Genomic DNA, 21980 nt, shown 5'->3' with positions numbered 1-21980 from the left:
CTAATCTGGTTTTCTATTGAAACTAATTGCAAAGTCCGAGGCCGTGCGGAGACGGTGCTCGGAAATGCTCAGAGTAAGATAATAAAAACCTATTTGGAGAGACCCCATGGAAAACGGCACCCACTACCGCACCTGCCACCTGTGCGAAGCCATGTGCGGCGTGGCCATTGAGGTCAGGGAAGGCCATGTCACCTCCATCAAGGGCGACGAGGATGACCCGTTGAGCCATGGCCACATCTGCCCCAAGGCCGTCGCCCTCCAGGACCTCCACGAAGACCCGGAGCGCCTGCGCAAACCGGTACGGCGCACCACCGACGGCTGGCAGGAAATGGAGTGGGACGAAGCCTTTGACCTGGTAGCCAGTCGCCTGCACCGGGTACGCAAAGAGCACGGCCGCAACAGCATTGGCGCCTACCTCGGCAACCCCAACGTACACAACCACGGCTCGCTGGTGGCTACCATGCCATTCCTCCGGGCCCTGGGTACCCAGAACCGTTTCTCCGCCACCTCCAACGATCAATTGCCCCACATGCTGGCCAGCCTGGAAATGTTCGGGCATCAGATTCTCTTTCCAATACCGGATATCGACCGCACCGACCTGTTCATCTGTATTGGCGCTAATCCGATGGCCTCCAACGGCAGCCTGATGACCGTGCCGGACTTCCGCGGCCGCCTCAAGGCGCTTAAGGGTCGCGGCGGCAAAATGGTGGTCGTGGACCCGCGCCGCACCGAGACCGGCAAACTGGCCGACGAATTCCATTTCATCCGCCCGGGCACCGACGCCCTGTTGCTGATGGCCATGGTGCACACCCTGTTCGAAGAGAACCTGGTCAATCTTGGCCACGCGGAACAGTGGACGAAAGACGTCGACCTGATACGGCTGGCTGCACTGGGATTCACTCCCGAGGCCGCCAGCGAGAAAACCGGCATGCCGGCGACTGATATTCGAAACCTCGCACGACAACTGGCCACAACACCCAGGGCTGCGCTGTATACCCGCATGGGCACCAGTACCCAGGCCTTTGGTGGCGTTGCGACATGGCTTGCCTACGTGCTCAATATCCTGACCGGGAAACTGGACAGCACCGGCGGCATGATGTTCACACAACCCGCGATTGATCTGATTGCACTCGGAGGCATGTCCGGACAGAAAGGCCATTTCGGCAAGCGGTTCAGCCGAGTGAAAAAACTGCCTGAGTTTGCGGGTGAATACCCTTCAAGCACCATTGCCGATGAGATTCTCACGCCGGGCAAAGGACAGATAAGGGCGTTCGTGACGGTGGCGGGCAACCCGGTACTCTCAAGCCCCAACGGCGGACGACTCGACAAGGCCTTCAGCGGCCTCGACTTCATGGTATCGGTGGATTACTACCTTAATGAAACCACTCGCCATGCGGACGTCATACTGCCACCCACTGCTGGTCTGGAACGCAGCCACTACGACATCATCTTCAGCATGTTTGCAGTCCGCAACATCGCCAAATACAGCCCGGCCCTGTTTGATGCCGGCAAGGACTCCCGCCACGACTGGCAGATACTGTTGGAATTGGCGCACCGTTTGGAGAAGAAGCGTAAAGGTGGCCGCCTGCCCCTGCGTTCCGAAATGGGTTGGCGCGCGTTCAAACAGATCGGGCCGGACCCGATCCTTGATCTTATGTTGCGGGCCGGCCCCTACGGAACCGACATCGGGCCTGCACGCGGCCTGGTCCAGCCCGCCATCGATCTGGTGATGGATATCCTTCCGGAGCGCCATCCCCTGCGGGGGCTGGCAAAAATGAGCCCACTGAACCGCCATTGGCAGGACTTGCCCAAGGGACTGTCTATCAGCGCCCTGAAGGAGCTGCCCAACGGAGTGGATCTCGGGCCGCTTCGCCCATGCATGCCCGGCAGGCTGTTTACCCGAGACGCCAAGGTAAACCTGGCCCCACGCCGATACCTGCAAGATCTGGATCGGCTCCATGCCTTACTCACGGCACCGCCCTCCGACGGTCTGTTACTGATCGGGCGCCGGCACGTTCGCAGCAATAATTCCTGGATGCACAACAGTCAGCGGTTGGTTAAAGGCAAAGAGCGCTGTACCCTGATGATCCATCCGAAAGATGCTGCCCGCTGTGGCCTTCAGGCCGGCGATTCCGCCGAGGTTGGCTCAGCATCCGGGCAGATTGTATTGCCGGTGGAGATTACCGAGGATGTGATGGCCGGCGTGGTTTCGGTACCCCATGGTTGGGGCCACCATCGGGAGGGTACTGGTCAGAGTGTGGCGGTTGCCCACGCTGGCGCCAGCATAAACGACGTGTTGAGCGATCAGGAAATTGATCCGCTTGTTGGCACGTCCGTACTCAATGGACAGACCGTGTCCGTAAAAGTCTGGCGTGCGGACCGCCAGCGCAAACAGGCCTGACATTTTTAAGGGAGACCCTCTATGCCGCCGTGGCTTCAATGGACATTGATTATTTCCGGCTTACTGGCCATCGCGTTACTTGTAGCGTTTATCGGCCGCCAGTCCCGTACCCTGCAGGACAGCAGGAAGCGGCAGGAGAAAGCCGAAACTTTCCAGAAGGAACGCCGCGACAGTATGATTGAAAGCATCCGGGTATTGGCCATGGCGGTGGAAGAGAATCAAGTGGAATACTCCGAAGCCTGTCTGCGAATCAAAGGCCTTTTGGATCACGTGGCACCAGAGTTGCTGGACCAGCCTCCTTTCCGGGTGTTCCAGGAAGTGCATGACCAGATCCAGCACATGCCGACCCATCGCGCCCGCCAGGAAACAGATGCTCGCTTTGTGGAAAAGATGGACCGCGAGCGTCTGGCGGTCGAGGAAGAGCACGCCGACGCCATCCGCCGCGCCGCAACCGCCATTCGACATCATCCGTTCCAGGCTTAACGCTCACCCCATACAGAGCTGACGCTTCAGTATTTTGTAACGTTTTGTAAGCATGTTTCGTCGCTGAAGATTTGATTAGCTTTACAAATCAATCTCTTCAGATGTCACAGAATTATGACGCCCTGCTCATTCACCAAACACCAACGTAGCCAGCTTTTATTTCACTCCATTTTGGCTAAGTTTAAAAAAGCACGTTGCCTCTACCGACCCTGCAACGGCTTACGTTGTTTTCTCCTGAACACGTTTGGTTTGATCTGCAACAAGCGGGTGAGCTTGCCGGCCTTCGGGCCGGCTTTTTTGCGGGGGGCTTTAGCCAGCATAGCGGTTTGTCGGCATAGAGGGACAAGACCTACTGGTTCATCATCCCCGCCATCGCCATGATGCTATCTTTGTTTTCGACCAGTTCGTCAAACTGCGCTTCCACCCTGTCCCTGTCCAGTCCAAGAGATTCGTAAAACGCGTCCGACACCTCTTCACCCGCACCCAACGCAACACCGCGTTTGGTCAGCAGTTGCCGGCCCAGCCAGAGCAGTTTGCCGTACACCGCATGGGGACCGTCATAATCAGGGTTCTTCTGATTGCGGATTGCCAGGCAGACCTCGTCGGGCATCCCCCAGTTCTGCATCAGTTCCGCCGCAATCTGTTCACGAGTCACCCCCAGCAGAAAATGCTCGATCATTGAGGAATCGAGATGAGGGTTGGCTTCCAGCGACCGGCACACCAGCTTGAAATGGGGAGGAAATACCTGCGCCAGCACCAGGTAGCCAAAGTTGTGTAACAGTCCCCCCAGGTACGCAAGACCGAAGATCGGACGCTCGCCACGAGGCATCATGCTGGCCAGGATACCGGCCGACTGGGCCTGCCATATCGCCTGTTGCCAGTAATCCACATAGCCTTCCGGATGGTCCTGGGGTTGTTTCAGAGCACGCCCCAGGGACAGGCCCATGGCCAGGTTCATCACCAGGTCGAATCCCAGAATCCGGGAGACAGCATCGTGCACAGAACGCACCTGTCCCGCCGCCGCATAAAAGGAGGAAGACGCCCAACTGACAACCTGAGCCGCCAGGCTGGGGTCACTTTCCACGACGTCCACCAGATCCCCCATCACAGCGTTGGGGTTCACCCGCAGGTGAATAATGCGCTGGGCGGTTTCAGGCAGAGGGGGCAACTCCAGCGTGTCTTCCAGGCGCTGCTGGATACGCAGCGAGGTAAACCGTCGAATGGCGGAATGCAGCTGGTCCCGGTCCTTTTCCGGGCTGTTGAGGTTCACGGTAATGCTATCCCGCGCCACCGAAAACGAATGGCGGTCGGCCGCAACGGTGATTCCCCGGAACTCGTCGCCGGGCATTACCATACAAAGATTCTGCTCACCCAGGACCAATGCCACAGAGGCTAATTCATCAACCCGCACGTCCACGATTGTAGGCCAGCCAGTTAAAGACGGTAACGCAGGCAGTTCGGTCAGGCCAGAGCGCTCACGAACCCGGACCTGCTCCCGCCGCTTCATCACCCGAAGGTCTCGCCCCAACTGTTTGTTCAGGGCATTGATATCCAGCAGGTCACCCTCGCGGCAAATGGCTTGGAGATTCCCTTCATCATCCGTGAGCAACACCATTCGCAACAGTTCGTCGTCCCGGGCCTGGCTCACATCCCTAAGGGAAACGCCGGCAGCAGACTCACCCAACGCCTGCCTGACTACGACAGGTAGCTCCATAAGTTTCTCCCAAAATGTAGACGGTGCCCCGTTGGACACATTGGTTTCACTCAGTATAGGGCACAAACAGCGACCCAACTTTGACATCAGGCGGGTTTTCACACGATTTCTGATGCCGGCGCGGCGCTGTTATACGTCGCCGTATCGAATTCGCTCCCCCAGCCAACGGCGAATCAAACCGTTCACCAGCGCCGGCTGCTTCATCAGCGGCGGCGCCATTTCACGGATTGGCTCGATCCAGCCCTTGTCCCGCTCAAAGTCTGCCAGCCGGAACTGCATCATACCGGTCTGGCGGGTACCTAACACTTCTCCCGGCCCGCGTATTTCCAGGTCTTTCTCGGCAATCACGAAACCGTCCTGGCTGTCACGCAGGGCCTGCAGACGCGACTTGCCATTCAGCGACAATGGTGGATGGTACATCAACACACAAAAACTGGCCTCTTCACCCCGTCCAACCCGGCCACGCAACTGATGCAACTGTGCCAGGCCCAGGCGCTCCGGATTTTCGATGATAATCAGCGAGGCATTGGGTACGTCAACCCCCACCTCAATCACCGTGGTTGCTACTAAAAGGTCGAGCTCGCCGTTCTTGAATTGCTCCATCACCGCCGCTTTTTCGGCCGCCTTGAGGCGACCATGGACAAGCCCCACTTTCAGGTCCGGCAAACGTTCCGCCAACTCCTGCGCGGTTACTTCCGCCGCCTGGCACTGCAGCGCCTCCGATTCCTCAATCAGCGTGCACACCCAGTATGCCTGCCGGCCTTCCTTACAGGCCTTTCGGACCCGATCGGTCACATCGTCACGCCGGCTGTCGGGAATGGCGATGGTTTCAATAGGCTTGCGGCCAGGGGGCAGCTCGTCAATCATCGACGTGTCCAGGTCCGCATAGGCACTCATGGCCAGCGTACGCGGAATCGGGGTCGCTGTCATAATCAACTGGTGTGGCGCCATAGTGCCACCGACGCCCTTTTCCCGCAGGGCCAGCCGCTGGTGCACACCAAAACGGTGCTGTTCGTCTACAATCACCAATGCCAGGCGGCTGAAGGTGACATCTTCCTGAAAAAGGGCATGGGTGCCTATCACCACGGTAGCTTCGCCACTGCCAATGGCCTCCAAAGCCTCCTTTCGGGCCTTGCCCTTAATCTTTCCAGACAGCCATGCCAACTGGATGCCAAGCGGCTCCAGCCAGCCGCGAAAATTCTGGTAGTGCTGTTCCGCCAGTATCTCAGTGGGCGCCATCAGCGCCACCTGAGCGCCGGCACCAATGGTTTGCAGCGCCGCCAGCGCCGCCACCACGGTTTTACCGGACCCCACGTCCCCTTGCACCAACCGCAACATAGGTACCGACTGGCTGAGGTCCTGACGGATCTCTGCCATAACGTGTCGCTGTGCCCCGGTGAGGCTGAACGGAAGCAGATCAAGGAAGCGTTCCGGCAGATCACCGGTTGGCAGTAACGGCAGCGCTTCCCGGGCCTGAACCTGCTGTCGTACCTGCAAAAGGCTCAGTTGGTGGGCCAGCAGCTCTTCCATGACCAGCCGCTGTTGAGCCGGGTGCCGCCCCTCCATCAACAGATGAACCGGCGCATTGGCCGGCGGCGAATGCACCAGCTCGACCGCTTCGGTGATACCAGGCAGCTGATAACTGGTGAGCAGTTCTTCCGGCAACCAGTCACGGATCGGGTAACGCTTGAGGTAGCCCAAAGCCTGCTGGCACAGAGCGCGCACTCGCGGTTGCTGAATGCCTTCTGTCAGCGGGTAGACGGGCGTGAGGGTGGCCTCACCCTGCGCTGGCATCGGCGGTGGATTGACCTGGTATTCGGGATGGTAGAACTCATAACCGGCCCGCCCTGGCCGAACCTCGCCGAAACAACGCACCCGCGCGCCTTCTGTGAGTTGGTTCTTCTGGGCGGCATTGAAATGGAAGAAACGCATGACCAGGAAGCCACTGCGATCCTTCAGGGTCACCTGCAGGCTGCGGCGCCGGCCCATCACCAGATCGGTTTTCATCACCTCGCCTTCCACCACCCCGACGTCGCCAATACGCAGGTTGCCCATGGGGATAATGCGGGTACGGTCCTCGTACCTGTGGGGAAGATGGAACAGCAGGTCCTGCAGCGAACGGATGCCCAGTTTCGACAACTTGTCGGCCAGGGCATTACCGACGCCCTTCAGGGCAGTGACGGCAATGTCGTCCAGTGACATCATGGCCTGGCTCAGGCAGTTGCGGCTGCGGCCGGGGTTTCAATCTTTGCTTTCTCGATCACCCGGCACTGGCTGGCCGCCAGCGACAGCACATCAATCGCCTTTGGTCGTGGGAAAGTGACCCGCCAAGCCAACGCCACCGTGCGATAGGGCACCGGTGCCGCGAAAGGCCTGACGGCAAGTATGTTCTCGTCATACTGCATCGCCGTGGCGGCGGACAGCGGCAACACCGTAATACCAAGACCGGAGGCGACCATATGGCGGATGGTTTCCAGTGAACTGCCTTCGGTTACCAGAGAGGGCGCCGCAGCACTGGGATTGCGGGTAACCGCATCCACCAGAGGCGGGCAGGATTCCAGCACCTGGTCACGGAAACAGTGGCCGGGGCCGAGCAGTAGCAACTGCTCCTGCGCCAGCTCCTCCGCTGTCAGGCTTTCGCGTTTGGTCAGTGGGTGACCTCCCGGCAGCAGTACCACAAAAGGCTCGTCGTAGAGAGGTAGGGTAACGACCTCAGGCTCTTCAAACGGCAGCGCGATGATAATGGCGTCCAGTTCTGACTGGCGCAGTTTCTGGCGCAGTGTGGCGGTGTAGTTTTCCTCGATGTAGAGCGGCATCTCAGGCGCGGCACGACGCAGTTCCGGCAGCAGGTGCGGGAACAGGTAGGGGCCGATGGTGTAGATGGCGCCTACCTTAAGGGGGGCATTGAGTTGGTTCTTGCCGTCCTGAGCCATGTCACGGATAACCCCCACCTGGTCCAGAACCCGCTGCGCCTGGTCGATGATACGCTTGCCCGTTTCGGTCACCCGGATACTGTTCTTGCTACGCTCAAACAGGGGGATACCAAGCTCGTCCTCCAGTTTCTTGACGGCCACACTCAAGGTCGGCTGACTGACATGACAGCGCTCGGCGGCACGGCCAAAATGCCTTTCCCGGGCAAGGGTAACAACGTATCTTAACTCGGTCAGAGTCATGGCGGGCTCCGGTCAGAATTCGTCCAGGTCAGGGATCGTGCAAACGTTCCGTTAATTTATTAGCCAAAGCATAAGGATTGATATTGTCTATGGCAATCACTGAGCACCAACAAACGCCAAGAATACTGGTCGCCGGCTGTGGCAAGCTCGGCGGTGCCATTGCCTCGAAGCTTACCAGAACCGCGAAGGTATACGGTCTGCGGCGCAATCCGGACAGGATTCCGGAGGGCGTCCAAGCGCTAGGGGCGGACCTGATGGTACCGGAGCAGGTGCGTTCAGTGCTGCCGAACAATCTCGACATTGTGGTTTATTGCCTGACACCCGCGACCTACGACAATGAGGGCTATCACAACGCCTACGTAAAGGGCCTTCAGAACCTGATCGACGCCCTGGACGGGCACCGACTCACGCGACTGGTGTTTATCGGTAGCAGCAGCGTCTACGCCCAGGACGATGATTCCTGGGTGGATGAGAGCAGCCCAACCGAACCCGCCCGATACAGTGGCCAGGCGATACTGGCGGGTGAGAGGACCGCGCTGGATAGCGGCAGCCCGGCGACAGCAATCCGTTTCAGCGGCATCTACGGCCCGTCACGGGCACGCTTCCTGGATACGGTGGTCAACGGCGACATGGACCCGGCCTCCCCCGGCCCCTACAGCAACCGTATCCACGAAACGGACGCAGTCGCAGCCACCTGCCATATCGTAGAGCGTGCACTGGCCGGCCAGCCGCTGGAGGAGTGCTATCTGGCCAGCGATTGCGAGCCTGTGCGTCTGGATGAGGTAGTGGCGTGGGTACGGGAACAACTGCCCTGTGCCAGGCCTGCCCCCGACGCCCGTAGAGGTGGCCGGGCCGGCAGTAAACGCTGCGACAACCAAAAGCTTCTGGGTACCGGCTTCCGATTCCGATACCCCGACTTCAGGGTGGGCTACCGAGAGATGATCGCCGAAAGGACCCGGTAGGCCAGGCGAGCACCGCCCCAATGAAAAAGGCGGCCCATGGGCCGCCTCCAGTGTAAGGTTGAGCTGATATCAGCTCAGCACCATCACTGCTTCCATCTCAACCGGAACGCCCTTAGGCAACGCCGCGACGCCCACGGCGGCACGCGCTGGATACGGCTCCTGGAAATAGGTGGCCATGATTTCGTTCACCGTTGCAAAGTTGCTCAGGTCCGTCATGTAGATATTGAGCTTTACGATGTCCTTGAGCTCGCCGCCACTGGCCTCGCAGACGGCTTTAAGGTTTTCGAACACCTGGCGGGTCTTGGCGGCGAAATCACCCGCGACCACTTCCATGGTTTCCGGCACCAGCGGAATCTGCCCCGACAGGTACACGGTGTCCCCGGCTTTCACTGCCTGGGAGTATGTGCCGATGGCCTGTGGCGCGTTATCAGTCTGTATTACGGATTTGTTGGTCATGACCTTGGGGTCCTCTTTATCAAAACGCCAATCCTCACCTCTGGGTGGCAGGCGTGTCAACAGGCCAAACGTCGCGGCTCTGGCCCGTTGCACCACGGTTACGTCAGTGCCTTACCCGGTTGATATGGGTGACAGCGCGAATATTTCTGATCCGCCGCATCACCCTGGCCAGATGCCGGCGACCGTTCACATGCACCACGAGGCTGACAATGCCCAGCTTGGCGTTCTGCTCTTCCACGTTGATGCGCTCGATATTACCATCCGCCATGGCAACCGCGTTGGCAAGCTCTGCAATGACCCCACGCTGGCGCTCAAGCTCCACTCGAAGTTCAACGGAGAACTCGTTGGCAATGTCCTTGGCCCACTTCAGATGAGTGAGGCGCGCCCTGCCTTCATCGTCCTCTGGCAACCGTGAGCAGGTATCCGAGTGGATCACCATGCCATTACCCGAGTCCATGGCACCGACCACCGGGTCACCGGGAATCGGCTTGCAACAGCTGGCAAACCGAACCAGCAAGCCTTCGGTGCCACGAATGGTGACCGGGCTGTTATCGGCCTTGTCCATAATTGTCGCGGATGCCACGTCCGATGCCTCATCATCTGTACTGCCGCTGACCAACTGGCGCGCCACGAGATAAGCCATGCGGTTGCCCAGACCAATATCGCTAACCAGATCCTCAAAACTGTCCACCTGATTGTGGCGGACCACCGCCTGGATCTGATGCTCGTTGATCTCCGACAGGCTGGTACCAAACCCTTTGAGCGATTTCTTCAACAAGGTTTTGCCCAAGTCCAGGGATTCGGCACGCTTCTGGTTCTTGAGCACATGGCGAATACTGCTCCGGGCCTTACCGGTTACCACGAAACTGAGCCAGGCGGGATTGGGCCGTGCTCCGGGTGCAGTAATGATTTCAACGGTCTGGCCACTTTGCAGCGGCTGGCTCAGGGACCCAAGGTTACGGTTGATACGGCAGGCCACGCAGGCATTACCGATATCCGTATGAATAGCGTAGGCAAAGTCGACGGGGGTCGCTCCGCTGGGCAACTCCATGATTTTGCCCTTGGGCGTGAACACGTAGATCTCGTCCGGGAACAGATCGACCTTCACATGTTCGATGAATTCCAGGGAGTCGTCCGCGCGCTCACGCATCTCCATCAGGCCCTTCACCCAACGGTCCACCCGTGTCTGGTTGACGCTGGTCACACTGGAGGGCTCGTTCTTGTACATCCAGTGGGCCGCAATACCGTTGTTGGCGATGTGTTCCATTTCCTCGGTGCGGATCTGGATTTCGATATTCACATGCATGCCGAACAGAGTGGTGTGCAGCGACTGATAGCCATTGGCCTTGGGCATGGCGATGTAGTCCTTGAAACGGCCCGGCAACGGCTTGTAGAGGCTGTGTACGGCACCAAGGATGCGGTAGCAGTCGTCCTCGGTGTCGGTGATGATCCGGAAGGCGTACACGTCCATGATTTCGTGGAAGGACTTCTGCTTGAACTTCATCTTGTTGTAGATGCTGTTCAAGTGTTTCTCCCGGCCCAGGATGCGGCCAGGCAGGCTGCGTTCTTCCAGCTTTTCCTGCAACTTGCCCCGGATATCGTCGATGATTTCCCGATGACTACCCCGCAGCTTCGCCACTGCCTTGGAAATGTACTTCGACCGCATCGGGTACAGCGAGGAGAAGCCCAGGTCTTCCAGTTCGGTACAGATGGAGTGCATACCCAGGCGGTTGGCAATCGGGGCGTATATGTCCAGGGTTTCGTTGGCGATGCGCTGGCGCTTCTCATAGGGCATCGGACCCAGGGTGCGCATGTTGTGCAGGCGATCCGCCAGTTTGACCAGGATCACGCGGATATCCCGTGCCATGGCCAGGGTCATTTTCTGGAAGTTCTCGGCCTGGGCCTCGGCGCGGGAACGGAATTCAATCTGGGTAAGTTTGCTGACGCCGTCTACGAGTTCAGCCACATCCTCGCCAAACTGCTCCGACAGTGCATCCTTGGGGATGCCGGTATCTTCGATGACATCGTGGAGCATCGCCGCCATCAGGCTCTGGTGATCCAATTTCAGGCTGGCAAGGATTCTGGCCACTGCCAGGGGGTGGGTGATGTAGCGGTCGCCGCTTTTGCGCATCTGCCCTTCATGGGCCTGTTCGGCATAATAGTAGGCTCTTCGCACCTGATTGATGCGATTGGTATCAAGATACGTGCTGAGTTCATTGGCCAGCACATCAACCGTTGCCTCTGCCGACACCGCGCCTCCGTGAGAATCATAAATGCCAGGGATAAAAAAACCCGAATGCATGCATTCGGGTCCTTCCGACGTTCTTCCAGTCATGTCTATAGATACACTATAAAACCGCAAGAACAGATTTCAATGCTTTGGACGGGTAAGCAGTAAATATTTCCCGTCTTCGGCCACATTCAGCCTTACTCGTCGTCATCCTCGGCGAGGAGATCGCGGGTGATCTTGCCTTCGGCGATTTCACGCAGGGCAATAACGGTAGGCTTGTCGTTCTCTTCGGCGACCAGCGGCTCAAAGCCCTTGGTAGCGATCTGGCGGGCACGCTTGGTGGCCAGCATAACCAGCTGAAAGCGGTTATCAACGTTTTCAAGGCAATCTTCAACGGTAACTCGTGCCATAACTTCCCCGACAATAGCAAAAATGACTGATTTCAGCAGACCGCGTAGTCTACTGCGACCGGTTTAATTTGTATACAGCTAATGCAGTCCGATCAATGGCGCTCGGACAACCTGACCAGCAACCCGGAGTGCCTGACCTGCTGTGCCTGCATGCGCAGGCGGTGGCAACGAACAATCGCCAGCAGATCACCCAGCGCAATGTCGAAATCATCGTTGACCACGAGATAATCAAATTCCACGGCGTGACTGCATTCATCTGCCGCCTCGTTGAGGCGACGCTCCACCACTTCGGGCGCATCTGTGCCCCGACCGGTCAGGCGATCCTTCAATGCCTCCGGCGACGGCGGCACGATGAAGATGCTCACGCAATCCGGCATCAGGTGGCGTACCTGCTCTGCACCCTGCCAGTCAATTTCCAGAATCACATCCCGTCCCGTAGCCAGTGTCTGCTTCACCCAGACCTGGGAGGTGCCGTAGTAATTCCCGAAAACATCGGCATGCTCCAGGAAGTCGCCCCGGTTGATCATTGCCTCGAATGCCTCTCGGGTGACGAAGTGGTAGTTGACACCATCCTGCTCACCCGTCCGCATAGGACGGGTTGTGTGGGACACGGAAACACCCAGCTTTTCATCCTGCTTCAGCATTTGAGCCACCAGACTGGTCTTACCGGCACCTGAGGGGGCGGAAATCACATACAGCGTGCCTTGTTCTGATTCCTGGCTCATGGGGCAAACAACTCCGGCATTGACGGGCTTTCAGTGGGCGCAGGACAACCCAGGCACCACCACAATAACGAGGGCGGGATTATACGGCGTTTGCGACGCCCCCGCATCCAAGCGACATTACTCCAGGTTCTGGACCTGCTCTCGCATTTGCTCTATCAACACTTTCAGGTCAACCGCTGCTCGAGTCACCCGGGCATCAATGCTTTTGCTACTGAGCGTATTGGCCTCCCGGTTGAGTTCCTGCATCAGGAAGTCCAGGCGGCGGCCGATGGCGTCGTCACTCTGGAGTGTTTCCGAGACCTCTGTGACATGAGCGTCCAGTCGATCCAGCTCTTCAGCCACATCACTCTTCTGCGCCAGCATCACCATCTCCTGGGCAATGCGATCCGGATCGATCTCGACCTTTGCCTGTTCGAAGCGATTTCTCAGATGCTCTTCCTGGGCACGGATCAATTCAGGCATCCGCTCCCGCACTTCAGCAACCAATTTGCCCATGGTCGCGAGCCGGCCTTCAAACAATGGACGCAGGCGCTCTCCCTCTCGCTCCCTGACGGTTACCAGCTCACTAACCGCGCGCTCAAACAACTCCCCCGCGGCCTTGCGGGCCGGGCCAAAATCCTGCTCCGTCGAGGCCAGCACTCCTGGCCACTTGAGAATATCCAGGGCGCTGATGTGCGCGGGGTTATCCAACATCTTGTTGATGTGATTGGCCGCCTCATTCACGGCATGGGCCACATCCTCATCAATCTCGAACCCTTGAGCCGCGGATTCCGTTGCCTGAAGCCGAATGGCTACATCCACCTTGCCACGCCGCAGTTGCTTGCGCAGTTGTTCGCGAAAACTGTTCTCCAACTCCCGAAGCGCCTCCGGCAAACGGAAGGACGGCTCCAGGTATCGATGATTAACCGTGCGAATTTCACAAGTAAGCGTTCCCCAGTCTTCCTGAGTATCCTGGCGGGCAAAGGCCGTCATACTTCTGATCATGGTGACTCCACGTTTGCGAAGCAGCAGATTTCAAGTTTAGCAGGCTGGACGCTCCAACATCGAACAGGCAACCCGGACTGCGTGTTATACTCCGCAATCTTTCGTTTATGCAATCGACTGGGGAATACCCCGGACACTCACCACTGAATATCAGGAACAACTATGAGACCGAGCGGAAGAACGCCGGAACAATCACGAGACATTCGCATCACCCGCCACTACACCCGCCACGCTGAAGGGTCTGTACTGGTGGAATTCGGCGACACCAAGGTGATCTGCACCGCCTCTGTCGAAAACAAGGTTCCGCCTTTCCTGCGGGGCGAAGGCAAAGGCTGGATTACCGCAGAATACGGCATGCTGCCCCGCTCTACCGGCAGCCGCATGGGTCGGGAAGCTGCCCGCGGTAAGCAGGGCGGCCGCACCGTGGAAATCCAGCGTCTGATCGGCCGCTCCCTGCGCGCAGCCGTAGATCTCAGCGCGCTGGGCGAGCATTCCATCACCATCGACTGCGACGTCATCCAGGCCGACGGCGGCACTCGCACCGCGGCTATTACCGGGGGCTGCGTGGCGCTGGTGGACGCACTGAACCATCTGGTGAAAGAAGGTCGGCTGAAGAAGTCACCGCTGAAGCAGATGATCGCGGCGTTTTCCGTGGGCGTCTACAAAGGCACACCGGTGCTGGATCTGGACTACCCGGAGGATTCCGAAGCCGAAACCGACATGAATGTGATCATGACGGACCAGGGTGGTTTCATTGAGATTCAGGGAACTGCCGAGGGCGCGCCGTTTGAGCAGGAAGAGCTGGATGGCATGCTGAAACTGGCCAAACTGGGCATTGGGCAGTTGTTTGAGGCGCAGAAGGCGGCTTTGGCACAGTAGCCGCTAACATCGAGGTTCGGGCGGGCTTGGGAAGATGGGCCTTCCCGGACCGTCTCCGGCCAGGGACGGCCGGAGTCGAGCGCACAGGGATGTGCTTGTAGCGTGTCCGGGAAGGCCCATCTTCCCGAGACCGCTTACTCCAATCCTAGAAACCTATTTCAATGTCATAATCCATGATCACCGGCGCGTGATCAGAAAAACGGGTGCTGTCATCAATCCAGCCATCCTGAATGGTCTTGCGGATGCCCGGTGTCAGCAACTGATAATCCACCCGGATACCGGCGTTCTTGCGGGAACCTTCCGCCTGCTCAGGCCACCAGGTGTACTGGTTGCTCTGCTTGTTGATATCGCGGAACGCATCAACACTTCCCATTTCATCAAACAGGCGATCCAGCCATGCCCTCTCGTGGGGCAGAAAGCCGGAAAAATCCAGTTTGTGGTACAGCGGGCTGGCGTCGGTCACATGATGGGCCGTTTGCAGGTTGGCGCAGAAAATAAACTGGCGACGCTTGCGCAGGGTTTTCTGCATATGGAGACCAAAGGCCTCCATGAAGTCGTCCTTGTGATCAAGGACGGTCAGGTCATCCTCGCCAATCAGCTCATCTTCCCGGCCCAAAGCACATGGGGATAGTACGCAGGCAACGGACACCTTGTCGAAATCCGCCTGAATAAAACGGCCCTCGCGATCAGCCTGCTCGTTGGCAAAGCCGTACATGATGGCTTTTGGGAAATGACGGGTGAAGATACCCACGCCGCCATCCTCGTTGCGCTCGCCATCAATAAAGTAGGCTTCATAGCCGTCCGGGATCAGGTTAAAATCCTCGACCTCGTAGGCCCGCATACGGTGGTCCTGAACGCAAACCACGTCAGCGTCCTGCCTGGCTAGCCATTCAAAGAAACCTTTTTCAACAGCCTGGGCAAGACCGTTGACGCTGATTGTAACTACCCGCATACGTGTTCCCTGATTCGGTTTGTGTGTATGATACCGGTTTTACGCGTTAATTAAAGATCCAAACCCGCCAGAAGCCTTGTCATGCACGACTATCAGCAACAGTTCATTGAGTTCGCCATCCGCCGTAACGTGCTCCGTTTCGGCGAATTTACGCTTAAATCCGGCCGCACCAGCCCCTATTTCTTCAATGCAGGGCTGTTCAATACCGGGGAGGATCTGCTTGAGTTAAGCAAGGCCTATGCCGCAGCGCTCCAGCGTAGTGGGCTGGATTATGACATTATTTTCGGGCCTGCCTATAAGGGCATACCGTTGGCGACGGTCACCGCCATGGCCCTGGCCGCCGAGGGTAACAACAAACCATTCGCCTTCAACCGAAAAGAAAAGAAGGATCATGGCGAGGGCGGCAATATTGTCGGTGCGCCCCTGGAAGGCAAGGTACTGATTGTTGACGACGTTATTACCGCTGGCACGGCTATCCGGGAATCCATGGAGCTGATCCGCACCTCAGGGGCGGAACCCGCAGGCGTGCTCATTGCCCTGGACCGCCAGGAACGAGGCGCTGGTGAACTGTCCGCCATCCAGGAAGTCAAAGAGGAATTCGGCATTCCTGTGGTCAGTATTATCAGGCTCGAGCAGGTACTTGCCTACCTGCAAAGCAGGCCCGGGTTCTCCGAACATGCTGACAAAGTCGCCGCATACCGGGACGAGTACGGGGTCTGAATCCAGGCATGGCTTATCGCTCAGCTTTTGTTATGCTTCCTGACATACATTGCTTTAAGCGGAGCGCCAGTCTCTCACCATGAATCGTCTGACCAGGTTTTCAATCGCTGCATGTGCTGCGGCTGCACTGATGTCTGCCTCTATCGTAGAGGCAAGGATGTACCGCTATACCGATGAGAATGGCCAGATCGTCATCAGTAGTACCATCCCCCAGGAGGCTTCGAGGCGAGGCTACGATATTCTCAGTAGAAGCGGCCGGGTGATTGAAACGATTGATCCGGAACCCACGGAAGAGGAAATTGCCGAAAGGGAAGCCGAGGAACAACGCCAGGCCGAAGCGGAACGACAGCGGGAGCTCGACCGCAAGCTTCTGGAACGCTACAGCCACCCGGACGAAGCCGTGCGCGCCATGCACCGGAAGATACGCGAGTTGCAGGGGCTGAATCAGCTCAAGAGAGGCAACATTTCGGTGATCGTCAGCCAATTGGACAGCGAACAAAGCCGGGCTGCAGACCTGGAACGTTCCGGTCGCGATATTCCTGAAGCGACACTGGAAAAAATACGCCGACTGGAAGCCCAGATTCGTGATATCGAACGAGAGATCAACTCGCAGAACGCCAATATAAAAGCACTGCGTGAGCGTTTCGAAGCCGACATTAAACGGCTGGAGGATATAACAGGTGAGGAAAGAACGCTTCCGCTGAACCCGGACGACCTGGAAGAATAATCAGCCACACGTCGTAACCAATCGGGCACAAAAAAGGTCACCTCACGGTGACCTTTTTTATGCTTCAAAGAACTCCGGTTGCCGATCAGGCAGTGGCGGCGCTCTTCTTGGCAGTGCTGGTGCTCTTGCGGGCTGTGGTTTTGCGTGCAGCCGGTTTCTTGGCCTGGGCAGTGGCCTTGGTTGACTGGGCAACACTGGTCACTTCGTCCGCTGCATCGCCAACGGCATCTGCACCTTCAGCCGCTTCTTTTTCAAGCTTGGCCACGAGGTCAGCGGCAAAGCTGCTGAAACGGGTATTCAGACTACGCAGCTGCTCAAACAGGTTCTCGCTGTATCCGTAGTAGCGGGTGCGCAGGGTCTTTACGCTGTATTCACGAGCTTCGGACTCCAGTTTTTCCGCATACTCGAACGGCTTGGAAGCCAGCTTCTTCTGCTGCTCTTCAGCAGCGTTGATGCCCTTTTCTACAATTTCCTGAAGCTGTTCCTGATAGGTCTTGAGTTTACCCATGATAATTCTCCTGAGATTGTGGATGCGTGGTTTGAAAATTTGCATCGTTATCGCCGGCAAACCGATGCCGACTTCTGATCACATGTCAAAGGTTACGGCCAAAAATTAGAATGTTCATACTAAAACCAACCCCCGATTTACTGACCACCAAAGGGCTCGGAGTCATTTCGGAATTTACCGACTGTTCACTTGATGATTTCCTCAGATTCGGCATACTTTGCGCCTCGAATTGAGAACGCCCGTCTCCCCGTTTTATTCAGGCCTCGCTTTTGACGTATCCCAATTACAGTAACAACAGCACCAATAACGCACTGACAAACGGATTGCGAGAAACACCATGCCAGGTAAAGAACTGAGCCGGAACGCTGCGGGCCACGGGCGGCTGTGGAAAATGGTCGTTGCCGGATTGGCGCTGGCCATCATGGCCGGATGCCAGGAAGATTCCGGGGCATCAAGGGCTGCCTCAAGCCAAGCCAACGAAGCATCGGAACAAAGGCTGGGTGATGCCGTTTCATCCATTCGGGACACCCTCGGGCAGCCTGAGCCGGTGCTGAAAGATACGTCCAACACTAACGAAGGGTTGGCCACCCCTCCCACACTGCACTGGGAGGCTCCGCTCACCCGGGAAGACGGCTCACGCCTCTATGCCAGCAACATCAGCGGCTACCGCATTTATTATCGTCTGCGACACAAAGATAGTTACGAGGTCATATCACTGCCCGGTAATGGCAATACCCGCTACCCGCTTGAGAATTTTCCGCCGGGCGCCTATGAATTCAGCATCACAGCCCTCGACGACAGCGGACTGGAAAGCCGACGTTCCGATGCGATCACTGTCGACCTGATTTAAGCGATCACCATCTGAAGATGACCCAACTGGGCACCAGCATGTCGGTCTCGTTCTCTCGAATCCAGCCACCGCCATCCGCTGGTACCAGGTAGTATTCGGGACCGACTTCCGGCACTACCTTGATCTCCACCAATTGGCCATTCACCCGGTATTCGTAGAATACCTCGCTCTCACCCGGGCGAATCACTATCTGTGCCCCGTTGGCGGATGGCTGGTAATCAGACACCACCAGGGGCTCCCTGGGTGTCTGTACAACATCGATATCCTCCTGGGCCGCCAAAGGCCCGCAGAGCACACCCAACACAAGACCCGAGCAAGCGATACGTTTCATTTTCATGGTACTCTTCGGTTCTGTTTAGAGACGTGCATCATCACGCTGACAAACGGGAAATGCACACCGTTGACGTCAGAGTTGCACAAGCCTATCAACGCTTCAATCAGAATCCGGATCCGTTTTGATATGACACAACAGCAGACTCCGCCGGTGGTTCTTGTAGATGGTTCGTCATACCTGTTCCGCGCTTATCATGCCCTGCCACCCCTGATGACCAGCAAGGGGCACCCCACGGGCGCCATAAAGGGTGTTATCAGTATGATCCGGAAGCTGGAACAGGATTTTCCGGGCTCAAAAATGGTGGTGGTGTTCGACGCCAAGGGCAAGACCTTCCGCAACGATCTGTACGAAGACTACAAGGCCACCCGTCCACCCATGCCGGACGATCTGGCTACTCAGATCCAGCCAATCCACGATATGGTTCGGGCCATGGGGCTGCCCCTGCTGATCGTCAGTGGCGTGGAAGCCGACGACGTCATCGGCACCCTGGCCCACGAGGCCACCAGCAAGGGCATTGATGTGGTGGTGTCGACTGGCGACAAGGACATGGCGCAGTTGGTGAGCGATCACGTCACCCTGATCAACACCATGACGGATACCCGCATGGACCGCGACGGCGTGGTCGAGAAATTCGGCATTGGCCCGGATCAGATCGTGGACTACCTGGCGCTGGTGGGCGACAAGGTGGACAACATTCCGGGGGTCAACAAATGCGGCCCCAAAACCGCCGTTAAATGGTTACAGGCCTGGGACAACCTGGATGACATCATTGAGCATGCGGACGAGGTCAAAGGCAAAATTGGCGAATACCTTCGGGAAGCGACCGAAACCCTGCCGCTCAGTCGCCAACTGGCCACCATCAAGACCGACGTAGATCTTGAGTTCGGGCTGGAAGACCTAAAGCTGAGGACCCAGGATGATGGCCAGCTGCTGGAGCTGTTTCGGGAGTACGAGCTTCGGTCCTGGATTGCCGAACTCGAAAACGGCGACTCAGACGATGGAAAAAGCACTGACAACGCAGGCGACAACAGCAACCACCCCGTCACCAAAGAGAAGACATACACGGTAGTGACCGATCAGTCGGAACTGGACAGCTGGATTGACCGCCTCAACAAGGCACCCTTGTTCGCCTTTGATACCGAGACCACCAGTCTGCGTTATATGGATGCCGATGTCGTTGGCGTGTCTTTTGCCATCGAGCCCGGCGAAGCCGCCTACGTACCATTCGGCCACGACTACATGGGCGCTCCGGAACAACTGGACCGAAACACAGTGCTGGAGCAGCTGAAGCCGTTGCTCGAAGACCCGAAAAAATCCAAACTCGGCCAAAATCTCAAGTACGACAAGAATGTGCTGGCCAACCATGGCATCAACCTGAAAGGCATTGCGGAAGACACCATGCTGGAGTCCTACGTGCTCAATTCCGTAGGATCTCGTCACGACATGGACTCGCTGGCTATGCAATACCTGGGCGAGCAGACCATCACCTTCGAATCCATCGCCGGCAAGGGCGCCAAGCAACTGACCTTTAACCAGATTGATCTGGAGCAGGCGGGGCCCTATGCGGCGGAAGACGCCGATATCACACTACGACTGCATCAGGTGTTACGCCCGCAACTGGAAAAAACCGGCCGGCTGCAGGAAGTGTACGAAAACATCGACTTGCCACTGGTGCCAGTACTGTCCCGCATGGAGCAACGGGGCGCGATGATCAGTGCCAGCACGCTGCGCCAGCACAGCCAGGAACTGGCAGAGCGTATGGCAGAACTCGAGAAGGAAGCTCACGAGGAAGCTGGCGAAAGCTTCAACCTGGGCTCGCCCAAGCAACTCCAGGCCATTTTCTACGACAAGATGGGGCTGCCGGTGGTGAAGAAGACCCCGAAAGGCGCCCCGTCCACAGCGGAACCCGTATTGCAGGAACTGGCTCATGAGCACACCCTGCCCCGGCTGATCCTGGAACACCGCAGCCTGAGCAAGCTCAAATCCACTTACACCGATACCCTGCCGGAATTGATTCACCATCGTACTGGCCGGATTCACACTTCCTACCACCAAGCAGTGACAGCCACTGGCCGGTTATCATCCTCGGAACCCAATCTGCAAAACATCCCCATCCGCAGCGAACAGGGCCGGCGCATTCGTCAGGCGTTCGTGGCGCCTGAAGGTTACAAGCTGCTGGCAGCGGATTACTCACAGATTGAACTGCGCATCATGGCGCACCTGTCGGGTGACAAGGGGCTGCTCAAGGCGTTTGAAAAGGGCGAGGATATTCACCGGGCAACGGCTGCTGAGGTCTTTGGCGTAGCCGTCGACGACGTCTCCGGTGACCAACGCCGCAGCGCAAAGGCCATCAACTTCGGGTTGATTTACGGTATGTCCGCGTTCGGGCTTGCCCGCCAGTTGGACGTGGGTCGCCATCAGGCCCAGGAGTATATCGACCGTTATTTCGAGCGCTACCCCGGCGTGCTGAGATACATGGACAACATCCGCAAGCAGGCCCACGACGACGGTTACGTGGAAACCCTCTACGGCCGCCGCCTGTACCTGCCGGAAATCAATGCCCGTAACAAACAGATGCAACAGGCCGCCGAGCGCACCGCCATCAACGCCCCCATGCAGGGAACTGCAGCGGACATCATTAAAAGGGCCATGGTCAGCGTTGAGGACTGGCTACAGGAAAACCATCAGGACGATGCCCGGATGATCCTGCAGGTTCACGACGAGCTGATTCTGGAAGTGCGTGAATCCGCCGTGGAAAAGATTCGAGAAGGCCTCGAGAAGCGGATGTCTGCCGCGGCGGCACTGGATGTGCCCTTGCTGGTGGAGGCTGGTGTCGGTAATAACTGGGACGAAGCCCACTGAACCTTCCTGTCCGGAGTTCCATTTTGGGGCGGGAAAGCGCTTTCCGCCCCAAAACACATCACCCTTCTTGCTCTCTCACCCCGACGTTCACAGCAACGGCGGCACTAGACCCAACAGCAGAAAACGGCACGAAATTCGCAAGCCTTGAGAGGGTCGGCCGCGGATTCACATGAGTGTACACCGGGGCCATGTTGTGACACTTTCTACCCGAGGCACTCACCATGACTTCTCTGGCTTCTGAGCGCAGTTGGCTTATGAACCCTGGTTTACTGAAACTGGTTCACCAATGTCGCCGTTTAATCCAGTCTGAGTTCGGGGTAAAGCTGCATCTCACGGAAGAGCACCTGGAACAGCACCTGGCAGACTATGCCAGCAAAACCCGCTCAGCCCATCTCATCCGCACCTGGGAAACGCTCAAACCCCAGATTCCCCACCTGGATCTGCACGACACCGATAACTCGAAGCGCATGTATCGCGGACAGGAAATTGCCGAGGAAACCTCAAGGGGCGACGGTAGTGCCTCCGAAACGGAAGCAGAAAGGGCAAGAAAGAAAAAGGTTATCTATCGCGGGCAGGTCATCGGTTGAGGGGCGCTGTGCACCCCTCAACG

The 21980-nt window shown here is 57.6% G+C and carries 20 protein-coding genes; 9 read left to right on the top strand and 11 right to left on the bottom strand.

Annotated elements, in window-relative coordinates:
• Window positions 1-106 precede the first annotated feature (106 nt).
• Both AC0B60_RS14595 and AC0B60_RS14590 read left to right on the top strand, forming a co-directional pair.
• Window positions 107-2401 carry a molybdopterin-dependent oxidoreductase gene (locus AC0B60_RS14595; RefSeq protein WP_465086558.1) on the top strand — a complete coding sequence of 765 codons (2295 nt, stop codon included), beginning with the start codon at window positions 107-109 and terminating at the stop codon, window positions 2399-2401.
• Between the two features lie 21 nt (window positions 2402-2422).
• Window positions 2423-2884: a DUF2489 domain-containing protein gene (locus tag AC0B60_RS14590; RefSeq protein ID WP_465086557.1), complete on the top strand. Its 462-nt coding sequence runs from the start codon at window positions 2423-2425 to the stop codon at window positions 2882-2884.
• Window positions 2885-3233: 349 nt separating this feature from the next.
• On the opposite strand, the gene AC0B60_RS14585 is transcribed toward AC0B60_RS14590, so the two are convergent.
• From AC0B60_RS14585 to AC0B60_RS14575, 3 genes are all read right to left on the bottom strand, one after another.
• The gene (locus tag AC0B60_RS14585) at window positions 3234-4598 is read right to left on the bottom strand and encodes an HDOD domain-containing protein (RefSeq protein WP_465086555.1); all 1365 of its coding nucleotides are present in this window, start codon (window positions 4596-4598) and stop codon (window positions 3234-3236) included.
• A gap of 129 nt (window positions 4599-4727) precedes the next feature.
• Window positions 4728-6803, bottom strand: a complete 2076-nt coding sequence (gene recG, locus AC0B60_RS14580) for an ATP-dependent DNA helicase RecG (protein WP_465086554.1) — start codon at window positions 6801-6803, stop codon at window positions 4728-4730.
• Window positions 6804-6811: 8 nt separating this feature from the next.
• Window positions 6812-7771 carry a hydrogen peroxide-inducible genes activator gene (locus tag AC0B60_RS14575; protein WP_465086553.1) on the bottom strand — a complete coding sequence of 320 codons (960 nt, stop codon included), beginning with the start codon at window positions 7769-7771 and terminating at the stop codon, window positions 6812-6814.
• A gap of 89 nt (window positions 7772-7860) precedes the next feature.
• On the opposite strand from AC0B60_RS14575, the gene AC0B60_RS14570 reads away from it, so the two are divergent.
• Window positions 7861-8733, top strand: a complete 873-nt coding sequence (locus tag AC0B60_RS14570) for an NAD-dependent epimerase/dehydratase family protein (protein ID WP_465086552.1) — start codon at window positions 7861-7863, stop codon at window positions 8731-8733.
• Between the two features lie 69 nt (window positions 8734-8802).
• On the opposite strand, the gene AC0B60_RS14565 is transcribed toward AC0B60_RS14570, so the two are convergent.
• The 5 genes from AC0B60_RS14565 to AC0B60_RS14545 all read right to left on the bottom strand — a co-directional run bounded on the left by AC0B60_RS14565 (window position 8803) and on the right by AC0B60_RS14545 (window position 13538).
• A complete protein-coding gene (locus AC0B60_RS14565; RefSeq protein WP_036205609.1) occupies window positions 8803-9189 on the bottom strand; it encodes a RidA family protein in 387 nt (128 codons plus the stop codon).
• Between the two features lie 103 nt (window positions 9190-9292).
• Window positions 9293-11440: a RelA/SpoT family protein gene (locus AC0B60_RS14560; RefSeq protein ID WP_465086551.1), complete on the bottom strand. Its 2148-nt coding sequence runs from the start codon at window positions 11438-11440 to the stop codon at window positions 9293-9295.
• Between the two features lie 176 nt (window positions 11441-11616).
• Window positions 11617-11829 carry a DNA-directed RNA polymerase subunit omega gene (gene rpoZ / locus AC0B60_RS14555; protein ID WP_317307014.1) on the bottom strand — a complete coding sequence of 71 codons (213 nt, stop codon included), beginning with the start codon at window positions 11827-11829 and terminating at the stop codon, window positions 11617-11619.
• A 92-nt stretch (window positions 11830-11921) separates the two neighbouring features.
• Window positions 11922-12554, bottom strand: coding sequence for a guanylate kinase (gene gmk / locus AC0B60_RS14550; protein WP_465086550.1), 633 nt, complete (start codon window positions 12552-12554; stop codon window positions 11922-11924).
• A gap of 117 nt (window positions 12555-12671) precedes the next feature.
• Window positions 12672-13538 (bottom strand): YicC/YloC family endoribonuclease, encoded by an 867-nt coding sequence (locus AC0B60_RS14545; RefSeq protein WP_465086549.1) that lies wholly within the window; start codon window positions 13536-13538, stop codon window positions 12672-12674.
• A 162-nt stretch (window positions 13539-13700) separates the two neighbouring features.
• On the opposite strand from AC0B60_RS14545, the gene rph reads away from it, so the two are divergent.
• The gene (gene rph / locus AC0B60_RS14540; RefSeq protein ID WP_085681672.1) at window positions 13701-14417 is read left to right on the top strand and encodes a ribonuclease PH; all 717 of its coding nucleotides are present in this window, start codon (window positions 13701-13703) and stop codon (window positions 14415-14417) included.
• 145 nt (window positions 14418-14562) lie between these two features.
• On the opposite strand, the gene AC0B60_RS14535 is transcribed toward rph, so the two are convergent.
• A complete protein-coding gene (locus AC0B60_RS14535) occupies window positions 14563-15369 on the bottom strand; it encodes an exodeoxyribonuclease III (protein ID WP_465086548.1) in 807 nt (268 codons plus the stop codon).
• 81 nt (window positions 15370-15450) lie between these two features.
• Here AC0B60_RS14535 and pyrE point away from each other — a divergent pair, with 81 nt between their 5' ends.
• Together pyrE and AC0B60_RS14525 are read left to right on the top strand one after the other, a co-directional pair.
• The gene (pyrE, locus tag AC0B60_RS14530; RefSeq protein WP_465086546.1) at window positions 15451-16089 is read left to right on the top strand and encodes an orotate phosphoribosyltransferase; all 639 of its coding nucleotides are present in this window, start codon (window positions 15451-15453) and stop codon (window positions 16087-16089) included.
• A gap of 130 nt (window positions 16090-16219) precedes the next feature.
• The gene (locus AC0B60_RS14525) at window positions 16220-16816 is read left to right on the top strand and encodes a DUF4124 domain-containing protein (protein ID WP_465086545.1); all 597 of its coding nucleotides are present in this window, start codon (window positions 16220-16222) and stop codon (window positions 16814-16816) included.
• Window positions 16817-16901: 85 nt separating this feature from the next.
• Here AC0B60_RS14525 and AC0B60_RS14520 read toward each other — a convergent pair whose 3' ends face one another.
• Complete coding sequence (locus tag AC0B60_RS14520) at window positions 16902-17324, bottom strand: hypothetical protein (RefSeq protein ID WP_465086544.1); 423 nt, start codon at window positions 17322-17324, stop codon at window positions 16902-16904.
• Between the two features lie 337 nt (window positions 17325-17661).
• On the opposite strand from AC0B60_RS14520, the gene AC0B60_RS14515 reads away from it, so the two are divergent.
• A complete protein-coding gene (locus AC0B60_RS14515; RefSeq protein WP_465086543.1) occupies window positions 17662-18174 on the top strand; it encodes a fibronectin type III domain-containing protein in 513 nt (170 codons plus the stop codon).
• Window positions 18175-18178: 4 nt separating this feature from the next.
• Here AC0B60_RS14515 and AC0B60_RS14510 read toward each other — a convergent pair whose 3' ends face one another.
• Entirely contained in the window at window positions 18179-18505 is a 327-nt protein-coding gene (locus AC0B60_RS14510) for a DUF2782 domain-containing protein (RefSeq protein ID WP_465086609.1), read from the bottom strand.
• A gap of 129 nt (window positions 18506-18634) precedes the next feature.
• Here AC0B60_RS14510 and polA point away from each other — a divergent pair, with 129 nt between their 5' ends.
• Together polA and AC0B60_RS14500 are read left to right on the top strand one after the other, a co-directional pair.
• Window positions 18635-21370, top strand: a complete 2736-nt coding sequence (gene polA / locus AC0B60_RS14505; protein ID WP_465086542.1) for a DNA polymerase I — start codon at window positions 18635-18637, stop codon at window positions 21368-21370.
• A gap of 221 nt (window positions 21371-21591) precedes the next feature.
• A complete protein-coding gene (locus AC0B60_RS14500; protein WP_465086541.1) occupies window positions 21592-21957 on the top strand; it encodes a hypothetical protein in 366 nt (121 codons plus the stop codon).
• Window positions 21958-21980 lie beyond the last annotated feature (23 nt).

This window comes from Marinobacter sp. V34, from assembly GCF_055524115.1.
The sequence above is the reverse complement of the archived record's forward strand: the minus strand, read 5'-3'. Positions and strand labels throughout refer to the sequence as shown.

What these genes read in the sequence shown, in the direction of transcription:
- rpoZ (WP_317307014.1), bottom strand. Translation starts at nt 11,829, where the DNA reads ATGGCACGAGTTACCGTTGAAGATTGCCTTGAAAACGTTGATAACCGC.
- AC0B60_RS14585 (WP_465086555.1), bottom strand. Translation starts at nt 4,598, where the DNA reads ATGGAGCTACCTGTCGTAGTCAGGCAGGCGTTGGGTGAGTCTGCTGCC.
- AC0B60_RS14510 (WP_465086609.1), bottom strand. Translation starts at nt 18,505, where the DNA reads ATGAAACGTATCGCTTGCTCGGGTCTTGTGTTGGGTGTGCTCTGCGGG.
- AC0B60_RS14575 (WP_465086553.1), bottom strand. Translation starts at nt 7,771, where the DNA reads ATGACTCTGACCGAGTTAAGATACGTTGTTACCCTTGCCCGGGAAAGG.
- AC0B60_RS14500 (WP_465086541.1), top strand. Translation starts at nt 21,592, where the DNA reads ATGACTTCTCTGGCTTCTGAGCGCAGTTGGCTTATGAACCCTGGTTTA.
- AC0B60_RS14520 (WP_465086544.1), bottom strand. Translation starts at nt 17,324, where the DNA reads ATGGGTAAACTCAAGACCTATCAGGAACAGCTTCAGGAAATTGTAGAA.
- AC0B60_RS14595 (WP_465086558.1), top strand. Translation starts at nt 107, where the DNA reads ATGGAAAACGGCACCCACTACCGCACCTGCCACCTGTGCGAAGCCATG.
- AC0B60_RS14590 (WP_465086557.1), top strand. Translation starts at nt 2,423, where the DNA reads ATGCCGCCGTGGCTTCAATGGACATTGATTATTTCCGGCTTACTGGCC.
- recG (WP_465086554.1), bottom strand. Translation starts at nt 6,803, where the DNA reads ATGATGTCACTGGACGACATTGCCGTCACTGCCCTGAAGGGCGTCGGT.
- rph (WP_085681672.1), top strand. Translation starts at nt 13,701, where the DNA reads ATGAGACCGAGCGGAAGAACGCCGGAACAATCACGAGACATTCGCATC.
- AC0B60_RS14570 (WP_465086552.1), top strand. Translation starts at nt 7,861, where the DNA reads ATGGCAATCACTGAGCACCAACAAACGCCAAGAATACTGGTCGCCGGC.
- AC0B60_RS14525 (WP_465086545.1), top strand. Translation starts at nt 16,220, where the DNA reads ATGTCTGCCTCTATCGTAGAGGCAAGGATGTACCGCTATACCGATGAG.
- AC0B60_RS14565 (WP_036205609.1), bottom strand. Translation starts at nt 9,189, where the DNA reads ATGACCAACAAATCCGTAATACAGACTGATAACGCGCCACAGGCCATC.
- gmk (WP_465086550.1), bottom strand. Translation starts at nt 12,554, where the DNA reads ATGAGCCAGGAATCAGAACAAGGCACGCTGTATGTGATTTCCGCCCCC.
- pyrE (WP_465086546.1), top strand. Translation starts at nt 15,451, where the DNA reads ATGCACGACTATCAGCAACAGTTCATTGAGTTCGCCATCCGCCGTAAC.
- AC0B60_RS14535 (WP_465086548.1), bottom strand. Translation starts at nt 15,369, where the DNA reads ATGCGGGTAGTTACAATCAGCGTCAACGGTCTTGCCCAGGCTGTTGAA.
- polA (WP_465086542.1), top strand. Translation starts at nt 18,635, where the DNA reads ATGACACAACAGCAGACTCCGCCGGTGGTTCTTGTAGATGGTTCGTCA.
- AC0B60_RS14545 (WP_465086549.1), bottom strand. Translation starts at nt 13,538, where the DNA reads ATGATCAGAAGTATGACGGCCTTTGCCCGCCAGGATACTCAGGAAGAC.
- AC0B60_RS14515 (WP_465086543.1), top strand. Translation starts at nt 17,662, where the DNA reads ATGCCAGGTAAAGAACTGAGCCGGAACGCTGCGGGCCACGGGCGGCTG.